The sequence below is a fragment of the Acaryochloris sp. IP29b_bin.137 genome, from assembly GCF_028285745.1.
GTDB lineage: Bacteria > Cyanobacteriota > Cyanobacteriia > Thermosynechococcales > Thermosynechococcaceae > Acaryochloris.
On record NZ_JANQOP010000137.1, the window covers coordinates 1 to 16,155 of the forward strand.

At 47.8% G+C, this 16,155-nt stretch carries 14 protein-coding genes; 10 read left to right on the forward strand and 4 right to left on the reverse strand.

Annotation, left to right across the window (positions count from 1 at the left end; all coding sequences use genetic code 11):
- Both Q0991_RS10430 and Q0991_RS10435 read right to left on the reverse strand, forming a co-directional pair.
- Nucleotides 1–396 (reverse strand): Coq4 family protein (locus Q0991_RS10430; RefSeq protein WP_299488113.1); only part of this gene is annotated, 396 nt, incomplete at its 3' end.
- Between the two features lie 361 nt (nt 397–757).
- Nucleotides 758–1,144: a hypothetical protein gene (locus Q0991_RS10435; RefSeq protein ID WP_299488115.1), complete on the reverse strand. Its 387-nt coding sequence runs from the start codon at nt 1,142–1,144 to the stop codon at nt 758–760.
- Nucleotides 1,145–1,542: 398 nt separating this feature from the next.
- Here Q0991_RS10435 and Q0991_RS10440 point away from each other — a divergent pair, with 398 nt between their 5' ends.
- The 5 genes from Q0991_RS10440 (at nt 1,543) to Q0991_RS10460 (ending at nt 8,048) form a co-directional block, all read left to right on the forward strand.
- Nucleotides 1,543–5,160, forward strand: coding sequence for an NB-ARC domain-containing protein (locus tag Q0991_RS10440; protein WP_299488117.1), 3,618 nt, complete (start codon nt 1,543–1,545; stop codon nt 5,158–5,160).
- Nucleotides 5,161–5,409: 249 nt separating this feature from the next.
- Nucleotides 5,410–5,631: a DUF2949 domain-containing protein gene (locus tag Q0991_RS10445; protein ID WP_299488119.1), complete on the forward strand. Its 222-nt coding sequence runs from the start codon at nt 5,410–5,412 to the stop codon at nt 5,629–5,631.
- A gap of 95 nt (nt 5,632–5,726) precedes the next feature.
- Complete coding sequence (locus tag Q0991_RS10450; RefSeq protein ID WP_299488121.1) at nt 5,727–5,915, forward strand: CPXCG motif-containing cysteine-rich protein; 189 nt, start codon at nt 5,727–5,729, stop codon at nt 5,913–5,915.
- Nucleotides 5,916–6,129: 214 nt separating this feature from the next.
- Complete coding sequence (locus Q0991_RS10455) at nt 6,130–6,870, forward strand: cysteine dioxygenase family protein (protein ID WP_299488123.1); 741 nt, start codon at nt 6,130–6,132, stop codon at nt 6,868–6,870.
- 167 nt (nt 6,871–7,037) lie between these two features.
- On the forward strand, nt 7,038–8,048 hold the full coding sequence (locus Q0991_RS10460; protein ID WP_299488126.1) for a YheC/YheD family protein: 1,011 nt from the start codon (nt 7,038–7,040) through the stop codon (nt 8,046–8,048).
- Nucleotides 8,049–8,157: 109 nt separating this feature from the next.
- On the opposite strand, the gene Q0991_RS10465 is transcribed toward Q0991_RS10460, so the two are convergent.
- Nucleotides 8,158–8,946 carry a TetR family transcriptional regulator gene (locus tag Q0991_RS10465; protein WP_299488129.1) on the reverse strand — a complete coding sequence of 263 codons (789 nt, stop codon included), beginning with the start codon at nt 8,944–8,946 and terminating at the stop codon, nt 8,158–8,160.
- A gap of 52 nt (nt 8,947–8,998) precedes the next feature.
- Between Q0991_RS10465 and Q0991_RS10470 the strand changes: the two genes are divergently transcribed.
- The 5 genes from Q0991_RS10470 to Q0991_RS10490 all read left to right on the forward strand — a co-directional run bounded on the left by Q0991_RS10470 (nt 8,999) and on the right by Q0991_RS10490 (nt 15,687).
- Nucleotides 8,999–10,000, forward strand: a complete 1,002-nt coding sequence (locus Q0991_RS10470; protein WP_366524945.1) for a Rieske 2Fe-2S domain-containing protein — start codon at nt 8,999–9,001, stop codon at nt 9,998–10,000.
- Nucleotides 10,001–10,133: 133 nt separating this feature from the next.
- Nucleotides 10,134–12,662, forward strand: coding sequence for a sigma 54-interacting transcriptional regulator (locus Q0991_RS10475; RefSeq protein WP_299488132.1), 2,529 nt, complete (start codon nt 10,134–10,136; stop codon nt 12,660–12,662).
- Between the two features lie 345 nt (nt 12,663–13,007).
- Nucleotides 13,008–13,538: a pentapeptide repeat-containing protein gene (locus Q0991_RS10480; protein ID WP_299488135.1), complete on the forward strand. Its 531-nt coding sequence runs from the start codon at nt 13,008–13,010 to the stop codon at nt 13,536–13,538.
- A gap of 417 nt (nt 13,539–13,955) precedes the next feature.
- Entirely contained in the window at nt 13,956–14,384 is a 429-nt protein-coding gene (locus Q0991_RS10485) for a low molecular weight phosphatase family protein (protein ID WP_299488137.1), read from the forward strand.
- Between the two features lie 31 nt (nt 14,385–14,415).
- Nucleotides 14,416–15,687, forward strand: a complete 1,272-nt coding sequence (locus Q0991_RS10490; RefSeq protein ID WP_299488139.1) for an aminotransferase class V-fold PLP-dependent enzyme — start codon at nt 14,416–14,418, stop codon at nt 15,685–15,687.
- A 19-nt stretch (nt 15,688–15,706) separates the two neighbouring features.
- Here the strand turns inward: Q0991_RS10490 and Q0991_RS10495 are convergent, their stop codons facing one another.
- The gene (locus tag Q0991_RS10495) at nt 15,707–15,991 is read right to left on the reverse strand and encodes a DUF4332 domain-containing protein (protein WP_299488141.1); all 285 of its coding nucleotides are present in this window, start codon (nt 15,989–15,991) and stop codon (nt 15,707–15,709) included.
- Nucleotides 15,992–16,155: the final 164 nt, after the last annotated feature.

Genomic DNA, 16,155 nt, shown 5'->3' on the forward strand with positions numbered 1-16,155 from the left:
TGTCAAAATATGATGCAAATCATGGGTTTTACGAATGCGATTAATGACATAATCCGCATCCGTCTCCATATTGCGCAGACGGTAGAAGTGGGGCTCGTACCCTAATGCACTCATCACTCGGGCATAGGTCCACCCCAATGATCCTTCCGGCATCTGCAGCATTTTATCCAAGTCATACTCTGGACCTAAATATTGCTCTTCAATCATTTGAGCAGTAGCTGGATCTTCTCTCATCCAGGTCAGACAGCGCTCCATTTGGGGGCTATCTCGCAGCAAATCGCTAATATCAAATACCTCATTCACATCCGTCCCGGCCCCGGCAACATGATCAATAAAGGTCAAGAGCTGGTTGATATTGTCAGGCGTGGCAATTTCATTGATATATTTGAACCCCATGATCGTCTCCCTCTCGTGTAGGTATCGGTTAGTCGGGTTGGTTCTGAAAAGCTTGGTCGATGGCTCTAAGCTTTAAGTCGCAACCCGTTGGACATGGCTGTAGAAGCCTGACGTTCTATGAATTAGAAACTCACTATAATCAGCGATATCATCAAGCCCAATTGCTGTAAGCAGTACTTCAAGCGCTAGCCAAATTGTGATTTGAGTCAGAAGCGTTTTCCATTTCATGAATGTCCACCTCCTAGCAGTTAGTCTTGTCCTGGGACACTCCTTCCCCTGGAATTAGAGCTTCGGAATATCCAAGCACTAACTGAGGGGAAAGAGTGCAGAGGCCCATCAGGCCATCATCGGCAAAATCCGGCTATGACTCCTTAATCAAGGCAGCCCAAGCAGAATTGACGGCTTTATCGAAGCGATCTCCCATGCCTTTGAGTTCAGCTACAAAGGTGTCCCATTTGCGACTGGCATCATCATTGAGTTCTTTAAGAGACTGATCCAAAGCATTACCTTGTTCTTGGAAAAAGGTCTCTGTTTGATTGAGGGTTACCTTCGCTTGACTGATGGCCTGATGGTAGGTTTCACGGGTGATTTGGTCAGCAGCAGAAAGTTCAGATTCGGCTCGCTTTTTAATTAAGTCGACCAACTCTCCGGCTTTTTGCTTAATCTCATCAGACTCATTCGCCATTTTTTGATTGACCAAGGCTTGGGTTTCTTCACTGACAGGAGTGATTGAGGAAGAAGTAGTCATAATTTTTCTCCAAATTAAGAATAATGAGCAAAGCGATTGAGCAGGAAAACAAAGTTTGTCTCCTTGCTAAATCGGCGTGATTTGGGTGGATAGTTAATGCACAACCGTGGTTTTCCCGACTGCCGTTAACGCATGGTCGGCGGCTATCTCCTCATCCCGATGGTTGATTCGGTTTGGGTTTCAGCCATCACCATTCAGGTTGTTGAACTGAGTCTATGGCGATTTATCAGCTGCGTCAGTAATAGAAAAGTAAGAAGCTCGGGTTGCCTAGATCACAAAGATTCAGCCGCAATGTGATCAAAAAGTGAGATCGGTATGTTGGCCTAACTATGCCTCCGCCTGGGCACAGCGGTACAATTGGCCTACACTTGGATTTTCTGAAGCCTGGAAAGTAAACCTTGATTGCTGTAGATGCTCTGGCTGTTTTAGAAAAAACCCTGCCCCCCGGAACACTCAACCAAGTTAAGACATTGGTGTTTAAGCAAGCCTGGGACGGTAAAGGCTATGCAGAAATTGCTGAAGAGGCTGGCTACGACACGGACTATATCAAAAGTGTGGCCGCTCAACTTTGGAAAAGCATTTCCTCAGAACTAGGCGAAAAAGTTACAAAAACTAATTTCCGATCCCTATTGATTCAGCGATTGGGCGAGTCTGATGTCAGCAAAATTTCTCTAGTTAAACCGCCTATCGCAGAGGAATTGACCTCACTCCCTACAGGGATATCAAATGAGAAAGCCCCTGTTGTGGACTGGGGCGAAGCCCCCGATGTCTCTAAATTTTATGGCCGCAATGAAGAGCTTGCCCAAATTTCCACCTGTAATCTGACCGAGGGGTGTCGATTAGTGGCCGTGTTGGGCATGGGCGGCATTGGTAAAACAAGCTTAATCACTAAACTGGCCCAGCAGGTCCAACATTGCTACGATTTTGTGATTTGGCGATCGCTCCGCAACGCGCCAACAGCAGACGAAGTGTTGGCAGAGTTGATCCCCTTCCTATCTGAGCAACAATCTGATCAATTCTCGACCCGCCAACTAGTTAAATGTCTGCGATCCTCCCGATGCCTGATCATATTCGACAATGTGGAGTCGATTCTCCAGGCTGGACAGGTGGGATACTACCGCCCAGGTTATGAAGAGTACGGGAATCTATTGCGGGTTGTGGGAGAAACGGCTCACCAAAGCTGTTTACTGCTGACCAGCCGAGAGAAACCGCCTGAGGTAGCCGAATTAGAAGGCTTGGACCTAGCCGTTCGTTCCTTTGCCCTGCGGGGTTCATCTGAAGTCGCCACTGCATTACTTAATGCTAAAGGAATTGAGGGCAGCCCTGAGCAGCAACAGCAGCTGAGCCATCACTATGGGGGTAGTCCACTAGCCCTTAAAATTATTGCCAGCTCAATCCAAGATTTATTTGAGGGCAATCTAGACGACTTTTTAGCCCAAGAAACGGTGGCCTTTAACGGCATACGTCGCCTGTTGGATCAGCAGTTTAAGCGGTTGAGTCCCCTGGAAAAGGTCATTCTGAACTGGTTGGCGATTAATCGAGAGTGGACTTCGATTGCTGAATTGCAGCGAGATATTGTGCCCACGGTATCCATGGCCAGTCTGCTGGAATCTCTAGAAGCCCTCACCTGGAGGAGCCTGATTGAGAAGAACGTCAGTCGCCAAGGGCAATCTGGACAATACACCTTGCAACCTGTGGTCATGGAATATGTGACCAATGATTTAGTCCAGAAGGTGTATCAAGATTTGATGGGAGATACAGACCCTCGGGCGGCGCAGGGGCAAGGTCTATCATCATCACAGTCCTGCTTTCATACCCATGCCCTGTTAAAAACAACCGTCAAAGACTACATTCAAGACAGCCAAAAGCGCCTGATATTAGAGCCCTTAGCGCAATTACTCCGCAACATATTTTTCTCGGCCCCAATGCTGGCGCAATGGATGCAATCGATACTGGCACATCTCCGCACCAGCCCAGTGACTGGGTATGGGCCTGGAAATTTGATCAATCTCTGTCGTCAGCTCCAGATTGACCTATCGGGCTGTGATTTCTCCCAACTTCCCATCTGGCAAGCGAACCTACGGGATATGTCTTTGCCTCGGGTAAATTTTTCCCAGGCAAACTTCCAGCAGACCCTTTTCACTCAATCTCTCAGCGGCATTCTTAACATCGCCTACAGCCCTCAAGGAGACTTTTTAGCGACCATTGATGCAACTGGGAGTGTTCGCCTCTGGCGGGTTGCGGATGGTCAACTCCATATGTCTTTTGAGGATCACAGCTACTGGGGGTGGGCATTGGCCTTTAGCCCCGATGGTCAACAACTGGCCAGTGGTGGCGAAGACAATATGGTTAGGGTTTGGGATGTCACCACAGGCCAGTGTATTAACAGTTTGGAACTCAGGTGTAATGTGGTTTGGTCTGTAGCCTTTAGTCTCAATGGTCAGACCCTAGCGATTGGCAGCAGTGATGCAGATATTTTGCTATGGGATTTTAGAGGAAATCAGTTGCCCAAAGTATGGCAAGGACATACCAGCGATGTGCGATCGCTCCAGTTCAGCCCTGACGGCAAAACGTTAGCCAGTGCCAGTCATGATCACACTCTTAAACTCTGGAATCTGCAAGCAGGACAGTGTCAGCAGACCTTTACAGGGCATTCTGAGTGGGTGAATTCCGTCAGTTTTAGTCCAGATGGACAGATCTTAGCGAGTGGCAGTGCTGACCATACCATCCGGCTCTGGGATGTACAGAGAGGTCAGTGCTTGCAAACCTTATCCGGTCATGACCTAATTGTTACAGCCGTTGCCTTCAGCCCAGATGGTCAACAGATTGCCAGTGCCAGTGAAGATCGCACCGTCAGATTGTGGGATATCCGTGGCCAGCACCTGAAAACCTTAGTTGGCCATCTGCATTGGGTTTGGTCTGTGGCCTTTAGTCCGGATGGTCAAATGCTAACCAGCGGCGGGAGCGATCAAACCGTTAGATTTTGGCACGTTCAAACCGGGCGACCGTTGAAGACCTTGGCTGGTTATATCGACTACTCCTATGCTCTAACTTGGCTTCCTGATGGACGAGCCCTAATATCTGGAAGCTCCAATCACACGATACGCACTTGGGAACAAGGTCGCTGCAGACAAACCTGGAAAGCGCACGAAAACTGGGTTTGGTCTGTTAGCTGTAGCCCTGACGGACAAGTTTTAGCCAGTGGATCCAACGCTGTCAAATTATGGGATATAAAGACCAATGCTTGTCTAGCCACATTGCAGAAGGATGAAGGATTTGTCTTTTGTCTGGCCTGGAGTCCCAAGGGCCAATATTTTGCCACCGGTTCCTCAGATCATCGAGTTAGGGTTTGGGAAGCGGACACTCAGCGATGTCTACAACTTTTGGAGGGACATGAAAGTTGGGTGTTGCAGGTTGCCTGGAGTCCCAATGGCCAATGCTTGGCGAGCTGTGGAATAGATGGAACAGTAAACGTCTGGAACGTAAAAACAGGAGATTGTCTGCAAACGTTTCATGAAGACAATTGGGTTTGGTCTGTGGCCTGGAGTCCTGATCACCAATTTCTGGCCTACAGCACAGCCGATGGGAACATTAAATTCTGGGACACCAAAACGTGGAAACTACTGCAGACTCTGACGGGCCACACGGCGCAGGTCACCCGGATCGACTTTAGCCCCTCTGGGAGGCGACTAGCCAGTGGAAGTTATGACCGTACGATTAATATTTGGGATGTCGAGACTGGCAATTGTCAAAGAACTTTTACGGGACATACCCAATTAATTACCAATATCGCCTTCAATCCTGTTGAATCGGACAAAAGCTGCCTGTTGGCCAGTGCTAGCGAAGATGAAACTTTACGGATTTGGGATGTTCTTTCTGGTGAATGTATGTATGTTCTTAAACCGGAGCGCCCCTACGAAGGGATGAATGTTTCCGGCACCACGGGATTATCACCAGCCCAGATCAAATCATTACAATCTCTTGGAGCTGTGGCCCATAAGATAGAGGGCTCCTAATATGCTGTTCCCTTTCTCCTTGTCCAAAGATATACGGAAAAAGGTTTTCTGCTACTGATTAATCTCTCCATAGTTATACTGAAAATTCCGCAAAAGCCCGACAATTCAGTATTTCTACCGTTAGTTTCTGCTGTCTGCATAGGCACTATAGTGACTAATCGGCTACCGTTGCGAGCCAACGAGGATTGGAAGGGAGACGTCCTCGAAACTGATCAACCTTATGACGCTTCTCACTAGGGCATAGCAATCATGTCATCATCACTCCAGCAAAAATTTATCCATTTTCTCCATACCGACCTCGCAATTTCGAAGGCCGAACTGAATGTTGCTCTCCGTCGCCAAGATCCTCAGATGGGACAGTTGCATATTGTCCTCTGGCAACATGGTCTAATTACCCTCAATCAGCTCAATATCGTATTTGAATGGCTTGAACGAGAAGCCACTCATCCACTGGAAATCCAGGCCGCTTAATTTGCGAACAATTCGGAACATCATTTCGGTTCGCTGCCCAGTATTTTCTAGGTTCAGTAGGATTGACAATGGTGAAGTAGAATTCGAGCGAACCGATGGAAACCACAGCAGAATTCCAGTGTTCCTATTGCGGAGAATTAATTACAACCTTTATTGATGTCAGTGCGGGGTATGAGCAGTCCTACGTAGAGGATTGCCAAGTCTGCTGTCGCCCAAATCTCCTATCGGTACAGGTCGATCGAAATAGTCTAGAGGTTTATATTTCGGCTGAGTATAACGGATAGCGACGTTACACCGACACCCTACAGCTGCTGGCTTGACTACTGTTTATGAATTCTCAGGAAAAACCTGAGCACCTTTAAGATGGCTTAACGCCTTTCTCAGAAAACCTTCATGTCCTGGGCATAATTTGACAATAGAGGGAAGAATATAGCCCCTCTTGGAGCAGTTCTTGCTTTTTAGGGAAAAAATACCCTTTGTCGTTACTCGGTTTGGATAATGTTAGACCAAGTTGAATTTGCTTCCTTGACCTTACCCAAGAGTTTGGAGTCTCTTATCCAGCTTATCCGTCAGCAATCTTATATGACGCCTAAAATTGCCTGTCAATGTGTGCAGGACGCCAACATTAAAGCTGAGGATTTGATGTTTTGGGCCGATTTCGAACATCCTTTGGCGGATAGCTACGGTCGACATTTGGTCTATGAGGACAAGAATTTTGAAATTATGGTGATGTCCTGGGCGCCGGGAGACTTCAGTGCATTCCATGATCATGGCGCTGCACAATGGGGGGCTGTGCAGTCCTTTGGGCAAGCTGAGCACAGCATTTACCAGTTGCAAGATACTATCCTCACAACCCAGGCCATCCTGCCGTTCAACGCTGGGTCAGTCATTGCCGTCGATCACGACTTAATTCACCAAATGGGGAATCCTGGTCAAGAGTCGTTTCTCAGTTTACATGTCTATGGCAGTGAGGATCATCAAGGTGCAGTCACTGGAGATGCCCGTATTTTTGATCTGTTCTCAGGCAAAATCCAATTCACAAATGGGGGAGTGTTTTTCTGCTTGCCCGAGGATCTCGTTACCCATGAAATAGAAGGTTTATGGGGCGATCGCCCTACTCTGCTTCGGCATCACCAGCAAATGCTAGATCGTATTGAACGAATGCCAACTCCCTTATCTAGCCCTTTGCAACAAACCACTCAGGCCTTAAGGGATCAAATCAACAGCTTGCTGAACTAGATCTATTTAGGCTGGTTGGTTCTAGAGATCTCTACCCCGCTCAGGATAAAGTCTTCAGCTAACCTCCACAAGAACTGCTAGGAGGCTTAATTGCAGAACGATCATTTATTGCGAATAAGACAAGTCGACCCGATGTCAGTAACCAATTTAGGTGGGAAAAGATTTTAATGATTAAGCTTCTTTGTATCTGCGATCCATCCCTGTACACATCGCCTCAGCAAGATGTGCCAACAACCTACATCCATTTTGCCCAACATCCTCAGATTCAGTTGTTTCATGCGCCTGCGGAATGGGTTAACGATCCTCAGCAAGTATTGGCGGTACAGGTCCCCCAATCGCTGACCTATCCAGAATTTCTGCAACTCGATACCCTGCCTCAATCCACCTATTCGCTGGCTGAGTTTGATTTGGTTTTTTGCCGACGATTAAAGCCATTTCCACCGGGTTATTTAGATATTTTGGGGCAATGGTCTCGTCAAACACAGTTCTTAAATCATCCAATCCGTAAACAAGAACAAATGCAGCCCGATTTTCTGAGTAAAATTGCGGGTCCATATATTCCCCATACCTTGGTAACCAGTGAGGTTGAACAAGCCCAATCATTTTTCCAGCAACATCAAATGATTGTGGCGAAACGAGCCAATAGCTGTGGTGGCAGAGGGGTATTTAAAATTTGGCAAGATGCCAACCAATTCTGGGTTGATAATTCGCTAACGGGTACTCATGGGTTCCCAACATTTCAGTCTGTGATGGGGTACTTGCAAGGTAATGTGTCCGAACCGTTGCAGTTCGTCCGCTACCTACAGAAGGTCACTGCGGGTGATAAACGGGTGGTGGTTGTTAATGGTGAGATTTATGGCGCATACCTGCGACGATCGCGAACGGGATACTGGGTGAATAATGTCAGTGTGGATGGGGACTGTACCTTGGCTGAGATCATGCCTGAAGAACAAGAAGCCATTGCCAATACCGTCGGTGCTTATTCTGAGCGCGGCCTGCATACGCTGGGGTACGATTTTTTACTGGATGATGATGGGACGTGGAAAATTAGCGAAATCAATGTTGGCAATATCGGTGGGTTTGCCCGCTTACAGGCGTTGACGGGAGAACCTATTTGCGATCGCTTAACGGATTGGATGCTGGAATATGCGCGTACCCCCAAATTTTCTGAATTGTAATGATGAACCCAGCCCTATTCCACCTACCTGCATTTACTCTAATTTCAGGTGTATTTGACTGAAGCCTTCACAACACTGCCAGACACACCAATTCCTGGCGAATTAGCGGCTACAAATCACTCCCGATCATTACAGATTCAACAAATTGTTTCCGACAGGTTTTGCAGAGAAAGCATTGTTGACCTCTACGGAATCCATTTTTTGAGATATCCTCTGAAGTGCAATGCGGGCATTTCATTACTTTCATTACATTCTTGATTGGGTTATCCCCCACGTAGGGTTCCAAATATGACGTAAGCAAATTTTCAATTTGCTCAGCTAATCGTTGGCGATGCTCCAAGTCAGTAGTGCGTAAAGCGGATAAGGTAACTGCATTACTGCTATGGACACAGACTTCCGCCAGCAGGCTGCATTGCTTATCTGGTAGAGAAGGATTTCGCTGACGAAGGATATCCGCTAGAAAGTTGATGGCTTCTTGGGTCATGCTCTCATCAATGGATTGAAACATATCCTGCGAGGTATAAAACTGAATAAAGATGGCCCGCGATACGGGATGTTCAAAGAGGCCAACGGCGGCTGTGATTAGCTGATGCATCATTTGACGTAGGGGTAACTGCACCACTTCTGGGGTATTGAGTTCACTCCAAAAAAGCTTGACGCGCTCAATGTGTCGCAATTCCATAGCGTTGAAGATGGCGGCTTTATTGGGGAAAAACTGATAGAGGGAGCCGACGGCAGTTCCTGCTTTGGCTGCGATTTGGTGGGTAGTGGCAGCCTCATAACCCACCTGATCAAAGATATCTGCTGCCGCATTTAGAATTTTATCGACCCTGTCTTTGCCTCGTTGCTGTTTGGGCTGTCGACGGAGATAACTTGACGAATATGAATTATCTGTCATATTTTTAAAACACGACGAATCTTTCACAATTTTATAGCGAGCAAAGAAGATGATGCGATCCATGCTTCCGGGTGCGCCTTGGTTATTGGCGCACAAGTCCATGCTGCCCGTCAATCAGCCCCTCAAGGTGTCACTGTATGGGATGGACTATGTGCTTTGGCAAGATGGCTCAGGGACAGTGCAAGCCTTGCCCAATCGCTGCCCTCACATGGGGGCGATGCTTTCAGAAGGTTGGTGTGAACCCTTGCCAGATAGTAATGATGGACAATCGGGAATTGTTTGTCCCTTTCATGCTCTCCAATTTGATGGGACTGGCTGCACCATTCTGCCTGGTACTCAACGAAAGACGTTGCCCCAATTACAGCCTCCAGAACTAATTATTCAAGGCGATTTTATCTGGTCCTATGGAGGACATGAGCCGAAGATACCGATTCCCAACATCATGAACGAAGTTGCCCAAGCCTATGACTTTATCGGATATGCCGCTGACTACAGTGTAGAGACGGATTTACTGAGCATGCTGCTAGTGATGCATGACTACAATCATCAAAATGGCACTCACCGAGATTTATTTCAGATCACCGAGGTTGAATTTCATCAGTTTATCGACAACGGGCATCAATCCCATGCGTTTTACGATATGCCCACAGAAATCTATCACTGGACGGAAAAGTTGAGAAAGCCAGATCTGATATTGTTACCCAAAACCATTCAGGCGCATTTGGAGAACTACTTCCCGAGCCTAGTCATTTTTCATGGGGAAACGCCTTTGGGAAAAATCGCTCAATGCCATTTCTTTATTCCAGAGGCAGAGAACCTAACTCGCACGTATATTTTGCTGTTTAGCCAGAGTAAGCATCCGGTCTTTAAATCTGTGGGGGGTACGTTTTTGAAATTTGGGCAAGTTGCCGTTGAGCAAGATGTGGATATTTTGGGCAAGTTGTATTCGGACTCCTCCCAACAAATTAAGCTCAATAACGAAGTCGGGATGGATTGGGTCCGGCGTAATTTTGAGAATTTTCCTGAAGTGGTTGCCCCTAATTTATCCAAGTGAGCTAGGAAGTAGTATTGTCTTATCTCCGTTAATGAGCGTTGGATTAAGTTTTTAGAATTTGTTAGGGCCTAAAAGTGGGTTAGGACTAACCAGTGATGACTCGCTCTTATCCCCATTGAGGAAAACAATACTCATGGCATCCTCAGAAACGATGACCGCTTGGCTACAGGCCCATACGGATTTAGATATCTTTCCAGAAAAGATTCTGTATCGTTTGGCGAGAAAGGTCAAAGAACAGACGGTAGCTGCCAATCGACGGCTGATCTTAGAAGATACGTTACCAGAGGCAGTCTACATTCTGCGACGAGGCCACTTAGAGAGCTATCACACGAGCTTGGTTGATCCGGCGCAAGCCGTCAGCTTGCTGCCAGGAGCAGTCCTGCATCTATTTGATATCCTGCTCGATCGGCCCACTTCCCAAACGATTATTACCCTAACAGACTGTGATTTTTGGGTGGTGGACAAACAAGATTTACTCAGGATTGCGGGGCAATATCCAGAGATGAATCGAATTGTTTCGCAAAAGCTGTCTCAGGATTTAGCTCAAGTTTCCCAACAGCTCGCAGATGAACAAGAACGACAAGCGCTTATCAGACCCTATTTAATACCAAAAATTAATCGAGGCATCGTGGGGGTTAGCCGCTATGCTAAGCGGTTGCGGGAGCAACTGAAAGCGGCGGCCCAAACTCGCGATTCAGTATTGATTTTTGGCGAGCCGGGCCTGGAAAAAGATAATGCAGCCTCGCTGATTCACTTTGGCTCCGCTGGGCGTCGAGAACCCATGGTGAAAATTAACTGTAATACTCTGCAATTGAGCGGGGCGGACTTATTTGGTCGGGTGGGAGGAAAGCCAGGACTACTGGAGGCAGTGGGTGAGGGAACCGTCCTCCTTAATAATATCCAGGACCTTCCTCAGGCGCTCTGTCCACAGCTCAAGCAGCTATTAGAAACCCAGACCTATTTTCCGGTTCAAAGAGATGGTAAAGCGGTGGAACCCCGTCAGAATAAAGCACGATTAATTTTCACGTCCGAACAAATCCAGCCAGAACTGGATGGGTTGATTGCCCATCGGATTAAAATGCCCCCCTTGCGAGTGAGTAAAGCCGATCTAGGGGCTCAAGTTGAGTACTACATCAGTCTGATTACTAAGGAGCAAGGGATTTCCAAACGTCAAGTGACGCCAGAGGCTTTGAGGCGGTTGCAAAGCTACAATTTTCCAGGCAATGTGGTTGAACTGCAAAGTTTGGTAGAGCGTGCGATCGCACAATCGTCTCCCAACGAAGATCTCACCGCAGAAATCTTTTGGGCCGCCCAGGATCGCCAACAACGCTTCCGTCTTAACCTGCTAAATGCTAACCCTTGGCTACGCCGCTTTCTCCGCAGTCCCTGGTGGCCCACCCGCATCAACTATGGCATTGTCTTACCCCTGTTTATTTTTGTGGTGATTATTCTATTTGTGGGTCCCCAGCAGCGGAGTCAGAACTTTGCCTTGAATTTATTTTGGGCCTGGTGGTGGCCGTTGATATTAATCGGCTTTCCCTTTGTGGGCCGTCTCTGGTGCTCCGTCTGTCCCTTTATGATTTGTGGTGAACTGCTGCAAAAGCTATCTCTATGGCTGGTGCCGAGGCAATTGCAGCGCTGGCCCCGGCAGCAGGCAGAGCAGTGGGGGGGCTGGTTCTTGTTTGGTCTGTTTGCTCTGATTTTTCTGTGGGAAGAGCTGTGGAATTTAGAGGATACGGCCTATTTGTCGAGTTGCCTGCTGCTGCTGATTACCGCTGGGGCGGTGATTTGTTCCCAGATTTTTGAACGGCGGTTTTGGTGTCGTTATCTCTGTCCCATTGGAGGCATGAATGGCTTATTTGCCAAACTGTCCATGACTGAGCTGAGGGCGCAACAAGGGACTTGTTCTGCCGAGTGCAGTACTTATCAATGCTATAAAGGCGGGCCTGAAAAAGGGGAAGGGCAAGAAACGGATGGCTGTCCTCTCTATTCCCATCCTGCTCAACTAGAAGACAATCGAGATTGCGTGCTGTGTATGACCTGCCTGCAAGCTTGTCCCCACCGCTCGGTCGAGTTTAATTTACGGCCACCCGGCATTGAATTATGGACGACCCATACGCCTCGAATCTATGAGGTCGCATTACTTCTGTTATTGTTGGGAGGAATTTTTCTACATCGACTCCCCGAACTGCAGATTTGGCTGGGAATTGACTTGCATTTACAACAGTTTTCAGCTCATTTGCTGGTGTCAGTCGTGGTTCTGGGAATGGTTGCTGCTATTCCCCTGTTGACCCACACTATCTTGTGCCGATTTAGCCCAAACTTAAAACCCAGACCCTTTCAAGAGCTGGCCTATGGCTATCTCCCCCTTGTCCTAGGGGGTAGTTTGGCCCATTACTTGCGTTTAGGTTTGACTGAAGCAGGGCAAATCTTACCAGTCACTTGGGCCACTTTTGGTTTCTCTGGTTCGGGACTGCCAATCTGGGTGGCCCATCCCGCAGTGGTTAGTTTTCTGCAAGGCAGCACCCTACTCTTTTCTGTCTCCCTAACCTGGATACTCACCCAGAAGATTGCCCGTCAACCCATCACCGTTCTGCTTCCTCAGCATATGACAAGCTTAGGACTCGGGTTCTGTCTATGGTCAATCATTGTAGGAATGTGATGAAGAGTAAAAGTCGTTCCTACACTCACCATTGAGTCATTGATGGTCTTGATAATGCACTTAAAAGTGGGCTTGTCTGAGTTTAAACAACAAGCCCACCGTCTTTAATGAACATAATTTTGGTTCGCAATGATTATGATTTATGCAATCTTGGGAGATGGTTATCAAATGTCAACGACAAAGGCTCTTCCCAGCTTTAGGTGATGCGGGATAAGGCTAACACCAGCCACCATCGGCGAGTTGGCCGGTGGGGAGATCGGTGATTTCGATGTTGAGGTTAAATGGAGTGGAGTCCTGGAGGAATTGGAGCCAGGTGGGAACTATTGTGTTTTGGGAGTTGTAGTGATGACTGCTGAGGAATTGTTGGAGCGTTATGCTGCTGGGGAGAGAGACTTCAGAAATATCCAAGATATTGGGTTTGGGAACTCCGACTCCTTCCTGAGTCAAGTTAACCTTAGCGGCATTGATTTGAGTGGATCCGTACTCGAAGAACGGTTTATGGAGCGGACTAATTTCACCAAAGCCATTTTGCGAGAGACTAACTTTTTCGAATCGGTGTTGGATGGGGCAATTTTCAGAGAGGCCGATTTGACCAATGCCAGCCTCTATTTTGCCGACTTGGATAGAGCTGACTTGACCCATGCCAAGTTGATTGAGGCTAACCTGGGTGGTGCCAGCATGATTGGTGCGAACTTGACCGGTGCTGACTTGACCGGTGCTGATTTGCACGGAACTTATCTGGATGGGGCTAATTTGACGGACGCTAACTTGTTTGAGGCTTTCATTGGAGACCAGGAGGCAGGGTTCGCCTATTTGGAGACTGCGATTTTTTGTAATACCATCATGCCTGACGGAACCATCAGAACTGACACCTAAGTCAAGTATTAAAAGGCCACGCAATTCTCAAATAACATTCTAAAGATGTAGCCCTATCTGCGATGTCTCAAGAATAGGCAATCTTCTTAAGACTACCCTGAAAGACTTCTGAGAAAACTGAGTAACCTTGAGAACGTCAGTTACTGCTAGAAAATTTTGGATGTATTAGCTTTGCTTTTGAAAGCGATTCAGACCTGAGAAAGCGCCGGACACCCACATCAACACAAACATAAACAGTGATATTGCAGATGCGTGACCCAAAATTCTGAGGGTATCGATAAAAGCCATAGCTTGGTACTCCATTTGCCTGTTAAGGCTTAGTATGCTTAGGCTAAACTCAGAAGGCAGTGATCACTTTCTGAGGGTTTGGTGTTAATCATCACGAGCCACCCACCCACAATTAGCGAGCCCCATTGAGTGCAAACCATTCTATTTCTCTGTACCGGCAACTACTATCGCAGTCGTTTTTCTGAGTTCCTGTTCAACCATTTAGCCAACCAACACTCACTGAACTGGAAAGCTGACTCCAGAGGATTAGCATTAGAACGCGGTCGACATAACGTGGGGGCAATTTCAAAATATGCCCGGAAAGGTCTACTCAGCTACAACATTCAGCTTCCAGACAATCTCCGTTTACCGCTATCGCTGACCCTAACGGATCTTACCGAGGCGGATCAGGTGATCGCGGTTGATGAAACGGAACACCGCCCACTGATGCAAGCACAATTCCCAGACTGGGAAAATAAAATTGACTATTGGTGCGTGCATGATATTGATCAGGTAACCCCAGGTAAAGCCCTTAAACAATTAGAAAACCACATCCGAGATCTCATTCCTAGACTGTAGGATCGGTCATGAACAGCTAGGGAAAACAGTCATGGCTTGGACTCGGAGAAACTTTCTACTGACCGCAGGTTTGGGAACAGCTGCAGGCACCCTAGTCCCTTCTCAAGCCGCGGGAAATGCCAACACTTCCCCCCATCAGCAGGAATTTAAAGATTGGCGAGCGGTTCGACGCCACTTCAATTTGGACCCCAGATATATTCACATGGCGGGGTTACTGCTAGCGTCCCATCCAGCGCCAGTGCAAACTGCCATCGATCGGCATCGGCAGGGCCTTGATGAAAACCCTACTCACTATCTCTATGACCACAGGCAGGATCTAGTGGCAGAGGTGCGAGACAATGCGGCTGACTATTTGGGGGTTCAATCTGAGGACATTGCCCTGACTGACAGTACGACAATGGGCACTGCTCTGGTAATCAATGGGCTTAGCATTCAACCGGATCAAGAAATGCTGACCACCACCTTTGATTACTATTCCACCCATACCTCTTTGAAATATAAGGCTGCCAGGACTGGTGCAATGGTCAAAGAAATTCCCCTGTATCGGGACATCCAGACCGTCACTGAAGACGAAATGGTCGAGACCTTGATCAAGGGGGTTGGTTCCAAAACGCGATTGGTAACGGCAACCTGGGTGCATTCCAGTACGGGACTCAAAGTCCCCATTGCCAAAATCGCGGACCAATTACAGGAACTCAACCAGAATCGATCAGATGAAGATCGCATTCTATTTTTTGTCGATGGCGTCCATGGTTTAGGGGTAGAAGACGACGCTTTGCCTACCCTAGGATGTGACTTCTTCGTCGCCGGTACCCACAAATGGATGTTTGCGCCACGAGGCTCTGGCTTTATTTGGGGTAAGCCCGCAACCCAAGATGCCGTTACACCGACGATCCCAACTTTCACGGGCGGGGCAGGCTGGGGCGGTTGGATGACACCTGGGGGATTCAAGTCTTTTGAGCATCAGTGGGCTATGGCTCAGGCCTTTGCTTTTCACCAACAGATGGGTAAGAAACGAGTGACCCAACGCCTGCATTCCCTGAGCCGTCAACTGAAAAAAGGGTTATCAAATATGCGGCACGTTAAGCTGTATACCCCCATGGAAGATGATCTGTCTGCCGCCATTGTTTGTTTTGATGTGAAGGGACTGACACCAAAGGCGGTGGTTGCCAAGCTGAAGGCGAACAATATCATTGCCAGCACTACCCCTTATGAGGTGTCTTACGCTCGCTTAACGCCGGGCGTTTACAATACCCCCGATGAGATCGATCGGGTATTGAAACAGATTCGTGAATTGGCCTAGTTGCTCCTGCACTAAAGCGCTAGCGGCGGTTCAGGCGGCGAGCTTGGAAGATCCACTGCGTGACTTCAGCGACAGTTGGACAAAGGGAGTTTTGCCTTAACATTGCCACATGTAGCCGTAGGAGTTGTCGATGCAGGCGTTCGGCTGGCATCTGTGCTAATTGGGCTGTCGAACCCACGCCTGCATGGAGTAGTAAGCCACTGTTCTGGGTTCCCACACCCGGAATGAGGGACAGTTCGGCTAAAGCAGACCATTTATTGATGTACTTCTGATGCAGCTTCAGGTGGGCGGTATCAGATGTCAAGCTATTGGCGAGTCGCGACAGCCAAAAGGTGGATCAACCCCTAAATTTGAACCGTATTATTTGGCGTACACGTCCTTTGCGTTAGCTCTTTTTCAGACCTAACACGATACCTTCAAATCAAAACGACAACCAGTGATCGAAATGACAACCCGTGATCGCTTGAT

What these genes read in the sequence shown, in the direction of transcription:
- Q0991_RS10470 (WP_366524945.1), top strand. Translation starts at nt 8,999, where the DNA reads ATGCGATCCATGCTTCCGGGTGCGCCTTGGTTATTGGCGCACAAGTCC.
- Q0991_RS10455 (WP_299488123.1), top strand. Translation starts at nt 6,130, where the DNA reads ATGTTAGACCAAGTTGAATTTGCTTCCTTGACCTTACCCAAGAGTTTG.
- Q0991_RS10475 (WP_299488132.1), top strand. Translation starts at nt 10,134, where the DNA reads ATGGCATCCTCAGAAACGATGACCGCTTGGCTACAGGCCCATACGGAT.
- Q0991_RS10445 (WP_299488119.1), top strand. Translation starts at nt 5,410, where the DNA reads ATGTCATCATCACTCCAGCAAAAATTTATCCATTTTCTCCATACCGAC.
- Q0991_RS10465 (WP_299488129.1), bottom strand. Translation starts at nt 8,946, where the DNA reads ATGACAGATAATTCATATTCGTCAAGTTATCTCCGTCGACAGCCCAAA.
- Q0991_RS10480 (WP_299488135.1), top strand. Translation starts at nt 13,008, where the DNA reads ATGACTGCTGAGGAATTGTTGGAGCGTTATGCTGCTGGGGAGAGAGAC.
- Q0991_RS10435 (WP_299488115.1), bottom strand. Translation starts at nt 1,144, where the DNA reads ATGACTACTTCTTCCTCAATCACTCCTGTCAGTGAAGAAACCCAAGCC.
- Q0991_RS10450 (WP_299488121.1), top strand. Translation starts at nt 5,727, where the DNA reads ATGGAAACCACAGCAGAATTCCAGTGTTCCTATTGCGGAGAATTAATT.
- Q0991_RS10490 (WP_299488139.1), top strand. Translation starts at nt 14,416, where the DNA reads ATGGCTTGGACTCGGAGAAACTTTCTACTGACCGCAGGTTTGGGAACA.
- Q0991_RS10460 (WP_299488126.1), top strand. Translation starts at nt 7,038, where the DNA reads ATGATTAAGCTTCTTTGTATCTGCGATCCATCCCTGTACACATCGCCT.